This is a genomic window from Candidatus Micrarchaeota archaeon (assembly GCA_028866575.1).
GTDB lineage: Archaea > Micrarchaeota > Micrarchaeia > Micrarchaeales > Micrarchaeaceae > UBA12276.
The window spans coordinates 1-11715 of record JAGWHU010000015.1 but is presented as its reverse complement, the minus strand read 5'-3'; the positions used below and the strand labels follow the sequence as shown (position 1 = coordinate 11715).

Below are 11715 nucleotides of genomic sequence, written 5' to 3'. Positions count from 1 at the left end.
ATTCGCGTGGCTTTGTCGCCAACGGCCACTATGACCTCTTTGTTAATTCCCGAGACGATTACCCGTCGCATAAAAGCATCAACGCGACTCAGCGTGTGGCCGCACGCATCGACCCAAATTCCACTCAGCCAGTTTGCGACCAGATCAGGAAAGGGGTCAACCCAAAGGCTGCGCCGGGGTCGGTTCCTAACCTGTCCGTTGTCAAATCGCCGGAAACCCCTGGACTTATTGCGCTTCATCCATGCGCGAATTTCAAACACTGGCAGGGATGGCAAGGAATGTTCCGCTATCTCCGGCAGAAAGGGGTTGGCATTTTGCTGGTATGCGGACCACGCGACCTGGGGGTTGCCCCTCGCCTGGCAGCGCAGGCTGGATTTCCCACGTCCACGCGCACCACCGCGGGAGAACCACTGAGCGTAACCGCTGGGCTTGTTGCCGGTTGTGCAGGCTTTATCGGGGATGAGGACGGCGTGGCGCACCTGGCCGGGGCAGTCGGCGTTCCGGGCGTGGCGATTTGGCGGCCGCAGTTCAATCATTGGAAGCCGCCGCAGCCGACCATGAAGTTTGTCGAACCCTCAGCCACGTATCAGGACGCGGCAAAGGCCCTGGGAATCTAAGATGGAAAAGCGCATACAACTATTTGGCGGCAGGCAGAGCGTGGCTGCACGTCCAGTCCCGAGTATTGGTGGCGCTCCGCTTTCTCCAGCGCCAGCGGTTGCGCCAATGCCCATGCCGCAAGACCCGTCATTTGCTCAGCTTGCCGAGAATTTTACGGAAGCCATTGCCGCATGGGCCAAGGCCGGGTTCCCGATTACGAGCAAGGAAGTTGCAATGGACCGCCGCGCAACCTGCGCTCAATGCCCGCTGTGGGATCCAAAAGCCAGATTCGGCTTGGGTAAGTGCATGTCGCTAAAGTGCGGTTGCACGCGGGTAAAGGTTTGGCTGGCAACATCTCAGTGCCCGGAACGCAAATGGAATGAATGAAGGCCACTTGACTAATTATTATGAATCACCAAACTATGTTCATGCGTAAGGCGCTCTTGCTGCTGTTGGTGCTGCTGCCGATGATGGCGATTGCGCAACTACCGATTCAAACCAACCTGCTCACCGGCTATGTTGGCGATTACGGGGTTGCGCCCCAGTCCGGGATTAATTGCACGCTTACGCTCGTGAGTCCCAATCCGAGGACATTCAACCAGACCTTTATCACCGTCGCGCCTTTGAGCGTGCAAAGCGATACGAACGGATATTTCGCATTCACCAACATCTTATGGGGCAATTACCTGCTAAGCATCCAGGGGCAGAGTTACAACGAGATATTCAAGATTCAGGTCCAGACCACCACAACCAACACGACACCGCTGGCATCGTTGGGACGCACGTTTAATCCTTCTTGGCCCAACCCGCAGACCAATTATTACACAATGCCGCAGATTGATGCGCTGCTGTCGGCTCTTGGCACAAATACGGGGGCATTGCCGTTGCCTCCGCAGGACTTGCGCTCCACCAATTCCGTTGCCGCTGGCCTGTTCCCCCAAGTCGATGCCACCGGGACAAACTTCGCTTGGGTGCCCGGAGTATCCAGCGGCCCTTACGTCAACTATTCGGGCGGGTCTGGCACCAACAACAACCTTTACAATCCCATCATCTACGGCAAGTCTCCGTTCACCGATGCGCTCGTGCCTTACACCGGACCAAACATTCCCGGCTTTGAGTTCAACGTCGGCTCTCCGACTGCGACCGATGTCTTAGACGTGTTGACCAATCAAATTTATGGCCGAGTTCCGTTCGTTGGAACATTCACGGGCAATGCGGCCCTGCTTACCAATTACTCGACCACGAATCTTGTCGGCATCATCCAGACCAATAGTGTGCGCGGTGCACCTACGTCAGGTTACGTGCCCGCAATTCAATCTGACGGCTATCTGACGTGGGTGGCTCAGACAGGTGGCGGCTCCGGCGTCACCAATAACCAAGTCCTCCCCGGCATTCCCAGCACGACAAACGGCAGCTTTACCGGGACGTTTACGGGGAACTTGCAGCAGGTTATCAACGTCACGCAGCCACCGTTCAATGCGCCGGCGGACGGGTCAGCGGACGCCGCAGCGGGCATCAACGCCGCGATTACGTATCAGCATACAAACGGCGGCTCGGTTTATATGCCGCCTGGGCAGTACCAGCTTCAGTCCAAATTGAAGCTCTATGCCAACACGCCAAACCCTGGGTCCGGCAGCGGAAACATCGGCAACGTGACGAACAGCTTTCGGCTGTATGGGGACAAAGAGCACACGCTGTTATGGAGTACCAACCTCACGAGCGGCAACTTGATCGAGTTTGTGTCGGTCAACGGCGACACGAACTTGCAAGGCGCCGAACTGGACCACTTCAAGCTGTATGGGGCAGGTTACAACCCGGCCAATTATCCCAATAACGGGGGAACAGTCAGCAGCAACTACACAGTGAGCGGGATTTTCATTGGTCAACCTGGAGTGAACAGTGGGGGCATCGGCGCGTCGTATGCGCGTATCCACGACGTGACCGTTGAGTGGGTCCAGTGCGGGATCGTGTTCTCGAATGTGGTCTCGATGCACGTAGATCATTGCAACCTGCAAATGAACAGCACCGCCGATATTATAGATGCTCACGACGACACTTGTCATATCAACGACAATTTTCTGGGGATAACCGGCTACCCGAATTTTGCGACCAATCATTACGCGATATGGCTCATCGGAACCGGGGCGGGCTTCGACACGGGAAACGGTCAGTTGATTGAGAATAACGAGTGCGATGGCCAGATGCTTTACGCCGACCACACAGTTGCGCTTAAATACGTCGGCACGGATGTGGAGGACGGCACGGGGAACAACTCGACGCCTTACGCTTTCGTGTTAAACGGGAATTGCCAGGGCGAGTTCAGCGTGATTCGGAATAACTTCACCTGGGCCAATAACACCAACCGCTTCATGTTCCATTTCATCAACCCGAACAATCAGAACGCGATCAAAGTCACGCTGCCATCCACGGTGTCCACGGCTGTGCCGCGCAAGAATTGGTTCAGGATTGACGACTCAAATCAGACCGTTTGCTACGCGACCGAGCTGCCGGAGGTCGATATTGGCGGGTCGCAGGGCCAGTTCCCCGATACCGCGGACCTGATAACGTGCCTCTTCAACACGAACACCTGGATGAGCGTGCCTACGTCGAGGATGCTCCCTTGGCGCAGCGGGTCAAACCCGACCACTATTGGCGGGTCGCAGAATCTTGGCGTTGAGGTAATCTCCAACACGCCAAAGAGCGGGATGATCATGGGCTGGCGCAACACCAACGGCACCCCGCAAACAGCAACGGCTGCCATAGGCATTTTATCCGGGGATCTGAACCTATTTGGGTATCTCGGTTTGTCAGCGTCGGATACGCTTAGCTTTGGTTACAACCCCAATGGCGGCGGGGCGGTTGGGCCTACGGCCATCCAGTTCGACACGGCTTCGACGTATGGAGGCGCTCCGGTTCCAGCACTGATTATTGACGCCCAACAATCGGCGCGTTTCCAGAGCAATATTTTTACCTCGGGCATCACCGCCACCAACGGCGAAACCAACCTGAGTTGGACTGCCAGCACAGTTTTGATGGCCGATGCTAATAAGGGGTCCAAGAGCATCCCGAACGCTACAGGCTGGCTGCACAACGACGGCGCGGGCAATGTGACTTACAGCACGCCATCCGGCGGCACTGGTTTGCCTGGCACGAATCAGATTGCCATTTATGGCAGCGCGGCGAACGTGAACGGCTTTGGCTCATTCGGGACTATCGACCTCATTGCGAGCAACAACCTTGGCAGCGCGACGTTCACCGGGGGCAACCAGACAAACAGTGGCTCGCTCAGCATCGGCGGCACGTTTGCAGGCAACGCAAATGCTTATTTCTCCGCGCAGTTGACTGCTGCGGGAATAACCAATAATGGCGTCGGGGCCACCGGAATTGTCGGCACAGATGCGAATGGGAAGGAGCAAAAGGTGACGCTGAGCGGGTTGACCTATGATGGAACGACGCTGACAAGCTCGGGAGGCACGGCCTACTACGGGCCGACCTTTACCAATCTCCAGATTTGGGATACCTCGACGGGCATTTACTTCACCAACATCGACGGCTCATCCCTGCTCTGGCACGATGGCACGCTCACCGCCGACACAATTACGACCTCGAACTTCAATGTCACTGGAAATTTCTACACCGGCAAAACCAATGTCTTTATCCTCGGCACGGATAGCAACAGCCAGATCGTCACCAACGGTCTGACAGCTGGCGCGAACATCACGCTGAGCTACGCGCAGAACGCCAGCGGCGGAACGAACGTCACCATCGCTTCGACCGCGGGCGGCTCGGCTGTCGTGTTCACCAATGCGACCGTGGCCTATGGCGACCTGCATCAGACAAATGGATTCGGAGCATTCGTCGGCTTGGACATCGTGATCAGCAACAACCTCGGCAGCGCCGTCTTTGTCGGTGGCAACCAGACCAATACGGGAACGCTGAAGGCACTGGCCTTTGTCGGCAGTGGCTACCTGACAAACCTGACGACATTCGGCTCAACCAACTACGGCGACAAATACGAGACCAATGCGCTTGTGGTGAACAGCGGCGGCGTCACGACGAGCAATAATCTCGGAAGCGTATTCTCGACTGGGGGTAATACGACGAATACCGGCACGATTAAAGCAGCCGGTTTCGTCGGCACCGGCACGAGCACGCTAACCAATCTCGACGTTTATACGCCCAAGAACGCGCTACTGATGGACAGCAGCTTTCATCAGGTTTACGACCTGTCAGCCACGCCCATCCTTGCCGAGGATTGGAGCCTTCACGCATTGTATGACAACAGCGGCGTTCTGTCGCTGAGCTATGGTGCCAGGTATCTCTACGACTCAGCGGGTTCCCAGATCGGCTCATGGAATTCCGGCTTCCTGTTTCAGGGCGACAAATACAACACCAATGCTGTTAGCATCGCGAGCGCTGGCACGACGATAAGCAATGCCCTTGGGAGCGCGTTTTTCTACGGCGGCAATCAGACTAATACCGGCGTCATCACCGCCACCGGGTTTTATGGGAATGGCGGAGGGTTGACAAACCTCAACGCTGGCGTCCTCACCGGCTATGTCCACACCGTCACCTACGACCTGTCATCCGCGTGGCCCGGCGACACGCTGCCCGCAACGTGGAGCACCAACACGCCAGGGCCTTACAGCACCAATCTGCAAAGCGCGGGACCAAGCTTCAAAGCCTATGCCATCTCGGTCTCCGGCACAAACAACCTGCTTCTCCAATGCGATGTTCCTGAATACTATGGTGGCGGCGCGGTGACAGCGGCGGTCTGCGTCGTCAGCGGCACCAACGCCAACATCACCGGAGCGCACGACATCACAAATGTTTTCGCTCTCTCTGGAGCGGTCTATGGCACGGCGCTCGGCACGGCGCAGGTGATGACCAATAACCTCGCATTGGGCACCGGGACAATTTCAACCAATTGGGCATGGCCAAATGGAATCACGATTGCTGGGACGGTCACTAAAAGCCAGCCGGTCATCTTCCAGCTCCAATCGTGGGGCGGATCGCCTTATTGGACTTCGACAAACAACGAGTGGGCAATCAGTTTGAAGGTCACTTGGCCGCTCACCAACGCGCAATACAACACGATCTCCGTGCCATGAGGATAACATTTATCTTTCTCATCTCCTGCCTGACGGCGTTCGCCCAAGCGTCAATCAGCACCGTGCGTGCGCCGTTCATGAAGTTTTACGCGGGCGGTGGTGCTTTTCTCGGCGACCGCTGGTATTTCTCTAACGTCACCGAAACCAATAATGCGCCTTTTGCTATCTCGTTTACGGGAGCAGGGACTCGCATCGTGAACTGGGGCGATGGCACCGGCGACCACAGCTACACCGGAACTCTCACCGTGACGAACATCTACACTTTGGCGGGATCGAACATATTTACGATGCGCGAAAGTTCAGGGACAACAACCGCGATCTCTTTTAATGGCACGGTCGGCTATTTTAGGCTGACTCGCATCCTAAGTCCGCCGAATGGAATGACCGATATCACGGATCTTGCTGATGCCTTCTACAACTGTTCTGGTTTGACAGGTTCCATTCCTTCATTAAGTGCGTTAACGGGATTAACTAGTATTGCTGCTGCTTTCGATAACTGTTCTGGTTTAACAGGCTCCATTCCTTCATTAAGTGCGTTAACGGGATTAACTACTATTTCTTATGCTTTCGCTAACTGTTCTGGTTTGACAGGCCCCATTCCTTCATTAAGTGCGTTAACGGGATTAACTAGTATTGCTGGTGCCTTCTACAACTGTTCTGGTTTAACAGGCTCCATTCCTTCATTAAGTGCGTTAACGGGATTAAGAGATATTTCTTTTGCCTTCTACAACTGTTCTGGTTTGACGGGCCCCATTCCTTCATTAAGTGCGTTAACGGGATTAACAGATATGGCTTTTGCTTTCAATGACTGTTCTGGTTTAACAGGCTCCATTCCTTCATTAAGTGCGTTAACGGGATTAACTAGTATTGCTGGTGCCTTCTACAACTGTTCTGGTTTAACAGGCTCCATTCCTTCATTAAGTGCGTTAACGGGATTAACAGATATTTCTTATGCCTTCTACGACTGTTCTGGTTTGACGGGCAACACAAACACCGTATCATTCATCTTCGGCGCGGGTCCGTTTCCATCCTTGACGACAAGCGCAAGTTGCTTCTACCTCTCATCTTCCGCATCGTCTTATCTGCATGGCAACGGCGCGGACTTCATCAATTTGACTAAGAGCGCCAGCTATGTCGTGCCAGGTAGTTCAAGCGGAACCTTTCACAACCAGACTACGCTTTCGGATTATGCTACTATTTCTTCCAACTATAAATGAGGGCGCGACGCAACATGGCCTTGACTCTGATTGCGGCAATGTGCAACAAATGCGGAGCGCCATTGGAGATCACTGGGTCGAAGCGGCACAAGTTTCGTTTCTGCCGCCACTGTTACAATGTAAAACGAAGAGCGATTTACAGGCGCGACCATCCAAGGCCTGCACCGAAGCACATTTACTCAAGCAGGTTGCGGGAACGCCTCACCGATTGGTATGTCAGAAAACTGTTGTCGCAGGGAACCGCAATCCCGGCTATCGTGTGGCCGCCGGACATTGTGAAACTTAAACGCGCTGAAATAATATGGAAAAGAAGATTACGTCTGAAAGAAATCCAGTCACGATAAAGACTATCAACGATTTAGCCGCTGCGTTGCTCGCTGCGGCCGGTAAGGCAGCGGAGGGCGTAGTCGATGTTCCGCAGGCCGACACCCTTTGCAAGTGTACGGATACTCTTATAAAACTGGCACGTCTCCAAATGGAAGCGAGGGGCGGTAACGCAACCGGGGTAACCGGGGTACGCTGGTTGGAAGTTGACACCATGAATGATGAATCGCTCAAAAACATGAAGGCGGAAGAAATGGTATTGCTAAATTCCTTGGACAATCCGGAGATAAGTGATGACGACACCAAACGACTCCGAGCGAAGTTGCTGCGAATCCAGCAAGCTATTGCCAACGACCGACATTGACATGATCACCGAATACATTCGCATCCGGCGCAAACGGGAAATCGTGCAAGCCGAATATGAGATACGGGCTTTGAGGGCACTTTACCTAATGCGCTGTCTGGCCATCCCAAAACCCATCGACTGATGAAAATTCAAATATGTCGCGGCGAGGCACTATCAGCTGAGAGAGCCATACACATGAGTTCAAAATCCATAATCTTATCAGTATGCCTGACAATGCTGTGCCTCTCGATATTCGCTGGCATCAACGTAACTCTGGGTTGGGACCCATCTTACCCCGGTGATTCAGTCACTATCACCAACTACAACGTCTATTACGGAGTGCGACCGGGCGTCTATACCAACTCGGTTATGGTCGGGACAGCAACCAATGCGACAATCGAGATAACAAATGGTGTCCGATATTTTTTTGCGGCGACAGCTGTTGACACGAACGGGTTTGAAAGCGTTTTCAGCCAGCAGGTAACCTATCCGATTCTAAATCGGCAGGTTATTGCAAATCGAGTCAGAGCCCAAACCGTAACGATATCAGGACGATGAATGCAATACATTTGACACCCAGGCGAACTGACGGCCAAACGAGCAAAGCGATCCGGACAGGATTAATTAAGGCGTGAAACTCGACGATGAAATCAAAGACGGTGTTTGCATCCTGATTGCCTTCGTATTGCTCGTCGGCATGCTGGTGCTCATCTTCTCCGGTTGTGCGTGGCCTGGTGTGGACCAGCACGAGCACGACAAGCCCTGGCCGATGCCGGGGACGAATGGGGAGTATCGGCCATGAATATGAAAAACCCTCACATAATTGTTGGTGCCGACCGCATGTGTCTCTGCGGAGAATACGAAGGAGCGGCGGTGTTTTGTTCCGACATTCTTGCTTCATTGGATGAATTGGTGAAGCACGCCAATATCAATGGTTCGGGCGTGAGCCTCTACGTGGCTGACATCATGAAGATTAATTCTGCCATACGACCACTCGTGAGAGACTGCGAATGACCACCATCCCTCCAATAATCGCCGATGGCGTCACCGACGACACAGTTGCGCTGCAAGCCGCTTTGACGGCGATGGCAATTGGCCCGCGCAGCTTCAAGCTGCCAGTGGGCAAAACCGTCGCAATCAGCCGTCCACTGGTCATTCCCAACGCTTGCAGCATCGAAGGCGACCCGTGGTGCGGCGAGAGTGCCCCTTGCGCGAGCATCATCCCGCTGCCGGGGTTTCGCAACACCAACCCGGTGGTCAATGGCCTGAGCACGGTAGCCCCATGCGGCCTGCTCCAGACGCAGAGCTACCTGACGGGCGAGTATTGCCACAACGCGGTATTCCGCAACGTGCGGTTCGCCAACCCGAATCGCGTTCAGGGCATCTTCTCCGGACTCATGGCGCACAATCCCGGCGAACTGTTCATCATCGAACGGTGTGCCGGCAACGCGCTTGGGTTCTGCATCACCGGCAACTGCGCGACGCTGACGATGCGCGACAACCTTGTCGGCGGCTCGCTGAACTCAGGCGTCCATTTCTACCGCAATCCGCTGTTCCCGCAGCACGGCAACCAAGGCAAGGCGTGCATCGAGAACCTGAGCGGAGACGGCAACGCGCCGAGCATGATTTTCGAGGGCGGCGCCCATAACATGGAGGTCAGCGGCATCAAATACGAAAAGGCTATCAGTCCGGCCTGCACGGTGCTGACTTTCGGTAGCGACCCGGCATTTGCTGGCGTGGCGCTCGACGTGGGATATCGGCCAATCCTAACGGCCAGCGGTTGGAACGTTGACCCCGGCGTGATGGATTACGCGATTGTCATTCAGAAGGGCGTTTACCCGCAGATTCAATGGATTGGAGGCCGGTGCATGTCGGCCAAATGGCTGCTTGACCAAAACGACGGCACGCAGATCGCTTTCGACGCACCGGACATCCCCGGACGATTTATCTCGTTCTCGCGTGAGGACATGCGCTACAGCGGCGACGAGAAATTATCAACCGTTCCATGGACAACCGTAGCATCACCATCATGAAACGAGCTGTATCAGTCGTGAAACACTTCGCACCGAACATCAACACCGGCTTGCTCGCGGTCCTGATATTCCTCGGCAAGAGAACCATCGAACGATATGACCATCAGTTTGACGCCCTGGATGCCGGGCAGCAGATACAGGACGGGCGCATAGGCTCGCTGCAACAGGACGTTACTTCGCTCAAGGATTGGCGCGTTGAGGCATCAGCTCAAATGCACGGCGTTCAACGGCAGGTGAACGACAACCGCAGCAGCATCATCGGCTTGAGCTCTCGCGTTGCCCACATCGAGGACCGCGACGGCATCACGGCCAGTGATAATATTTCGCTTTACACCAATAGCGCAGTTAAAGTAAAGTAATGGGAATCGAATGAACCTCGACAAGCTCAACGACGTTCTTTCAATCCTCGACCGCATCCAGGGACTTCCCGCCGCTGCGCTCGTGCTGTTCGGGTGTATCGTCATTGGCTATGTGCTGCGGTTCCTCAAAGCGTTCCCCAACAACGCCATCCCCGTTGTTGTCATCCTCAGCGGCTCAGTGCTCATGCTCATCCTGGCCGACCCGCGAGCGACGGCGATGCCTGCCCGCATCTGGACCATGCGCAACCTGCTTGTGGGGCTGATTATCGGGTTCGCCGCGTGGATGCTGCACTATTATGCGCTGGCGAAGATTGAGGATTGGATTGGCAGCAAGTTCAATTTGGGCAACACGGATTTTTTTAGGAAGTCGGACGTTAAGCCAAGCGACCCAAACCCGAAGCCATAATTTCACCCCAAACCTAAACGAAAGGAACAATGAAAAAGTTACTGACTAGCCTGCTGTTACTCGCATCCCTCGCGCTCGCCTCGGCGCAGGTCAACACCAACCCGCCGCCGTCGGGCATCAATGGACTGGAAAATACCGTGTTCGGCTACTTCACGGCGTTCAACACCAACCTCGTGACGTTTCGGCTGAACCGCTTCGACCTGTGGACCGGCGCAACGGCCATGCAAGGCAGCAGCCATCCGCTGCTCAATGACCTCGCTGGCTCATACGACCTGTGGCGGCCAACGCCCAGCACAAGTTCAGCCGTTCAAACGGCTATCTCGCTCGAATGCGTGACGCGCAATGAGGGTGTCATGGGTTCGCTCATCAGCGTTCAGGGCGGCCTCGGCCTTTCGGCAATCCTCTGGGACGTTAAGACCACGCTCTATCTGGACGGCGGCAGCTACCTTGACCCGCTGGCGGCGGGCGAGCATTGGGATTCGCGTCTGTTTGGCGAAGTCGGCGTGCGCTTCAAAAAGGCGCTCGGCCAAAACTTCTACGCGGGCGTCGGCCTCGGGGCGCAGTTCCCGAAGAACAATCAATTGCTTTCCGCGTTCGCTGGTCTGACATTTTAGTCGGCATTCCTCCGACCAGGGGCCGTCGGCTCTCGTCCCAGCGACGGCCCCGCTTTTAAGGCTTATGACCGAGCAACAAGTCAGACAACTCCGCGCTGCCATTTACGGTGAATGTTCCGATAAAAACTGGCATGATTGCAAATCAACCGAGAACGGAAAAGGTTGGATGGCCCCGTCGGAAATTCAATGGCTCGTCGAACATCAACCCGGCAATCAACCACCCCAGCATTAGCCCGTGCGCATCGCCCTCTATCGCGGCAAATCGCTGTTCCCCTCTCGCGTAATCGAATGGCTAACGTGGTCGCCGTTCTCGCATGCTGCTTGGGTGTTTGACGCGCAAGCTGAAGCGGTGGCAATCGGCATGGTGAAAGGCGGTGCGGACCTGAAGAAGCTTCACTATTTCTCGCTCGGCTCATGCGTCGAAGCGTGGTCGGGCGGCGTGAAAAACTCAACTTCGGTCAGCGCATTGCATACGCGGGGCACGCCAGTTGAATTTCTGCGCTTTGACCCGCCGCTGACCAAGGCCCAGGACCAGGCGCTCATTACGTATTTCGGTCAGGACATCGGCCTGCCGTACAACTATCTCGGCGTGCTGGCGTTCCTGACACACGTTCAGAACCACGGAAAATCCGTGTTCTGCTCCCAATACGTCGCTTCCCGTGCGTCAGCCGTCGGGCGGCCGCTACTGGCTCGCTGCGACAGCCGGCG

9 protein-coding genes are annotated in these 11715 nt (G+C 55.2%); all 9 read left to right on the top strand.

Translation table 11 applies throughout. The features are described from left to right. Positions 1-617: hypothetical protein (locus KGI06_05760; GenBank protein MDE1871715.1), on the top strand; the 617-nt coding region annotated here is incomplete at its 5' end. Between the two features lie 402 nt (positions 618-1019). Then, a complete protein-coding gene (locus KGI06_05755; protein MDE1871714.1) occupies positions 1020-5708 on the top strand; it encodes a hypothetical protein in 4689 nt (1562 codons plus the stop codon). Next, positions 5618-6925: a hypothetical protein gene (locus KGI06_05750; protein ID MDE1871713.1), complete on the top strand. Its 1308-nt coding sequence runs from the start codon at positions 5618-5620 to the stop codon at positions 6923-6925. The genes KGI06_05755 and KGI06_05750 overlap by 91 nt, the downstream gene beginning before the upstream one ends. A gap of 301 nt (positions 6926-7226) precedes the next feature. Then, positions 7227-7613 carry a hypothetical protein gene (locus KGI06_05745; protein MDE1871712.1) on the top strand — a complete coding sequence of 129 codons (387 nt, stop codon included), beginning with the start codon at positions 7227-7229 and terminating at the stop codon, positions 7611-7613. 992 nt (positions 7614-8605) lie between these two features. Beyond that, positions 8606-9628, top strand: a complete 1023-nt coding sequence (locus KGI06_05740; GenBank protein MDE1871711.1) for a hypothetical protein — start codon at positions 8606-8608, stop codon at positions 9626-9628. After that, entirely contained in the window at positions 9601-9987 is a 387-nt protein-coding gene (locus tag KGI06_05735) for a hypothetical protein (GenBank protein ID MDE1871710.1), read from the top strand. Before KGI06_05740 ends, KGI06_05735 begins: the two co-directional genes overlap by 28 nt. A gap of 10 nt (positions 9988-9997) precedes the next feature. Next, on the top strand, positions 9998-10393 hold the full coding sequence (locus KGI06_05730; GenBank protein ID MDE1871709.1) for a hypothetical protein: 396 nt from the start codon (positions 9998-10000) through the stop codon (positions 10391-10393). A 29-nt stretch (positions 10394-10422) separates the two neighbouring features. After that, a complete protein-coding gene (locus tag KGI06_05725; protein MDE1871708.1) occupies positions 10423-11007 on the top strand; it encodes a hypothetical protein in 585 nt (194 codons plus the stop codon). A gap of 325 nt (positions 11008-11332) precedes the next feature. After that, positions 11333-11715 (top strand): hypothetical protein (locus KGI06_05720; GenBank protein MDE1871707.1); only part of this gene is annotated, 383 nt, incomplete at its 3' end.

What these genes read in the sequence shown, in the direction of transcription:
- KGI06_05755 (MDE1871714.1), top strand. Translation starts at nt 1,020, where the DNA reads ATGTTCATGCGTAAGGCGCTCTTGCTGCTGTTGGTGCTGCTGCCGATG.
- KGI06_05745 (MDE1871712.1), top strand. Translation starts at nt 7,227, where the DNA reads ATGGAAAAGAAGATTACGTCTGAAAGAAATCCAGTCACGATAAAGACT.
- KGI06_05740 (MDE1871711.1), top strand. Translation starts at nt 8,606, where the DNA reads ATGACCACCATCCCTCCAATAATCGCCGATGGCGTCACCGACGACACA.
- KGI06_05735 (MDE1871710.1), top strand. Translation starts at nt 9,601, where the DNA reads ATGGACAACCGTAGCATCACCATCATGAAACGAGCTGTATCAGTCGTG.
- KGI06_05730 (MDE1871709.1), top strand. Translation starts at nt 9,998, where the DNA reads ATGAACCTCGACAAGCTCAACGACGTTCTTTCAATCCTCGACCGCATC.
- KGI06_05725 (MDE1871708.1), top strand. Translation starts at nt 10,423, where the DNA reads ATGAAAAAGTTACTGACTAGCCTGCTGTTACTCGCATCCCTCGCGCTC.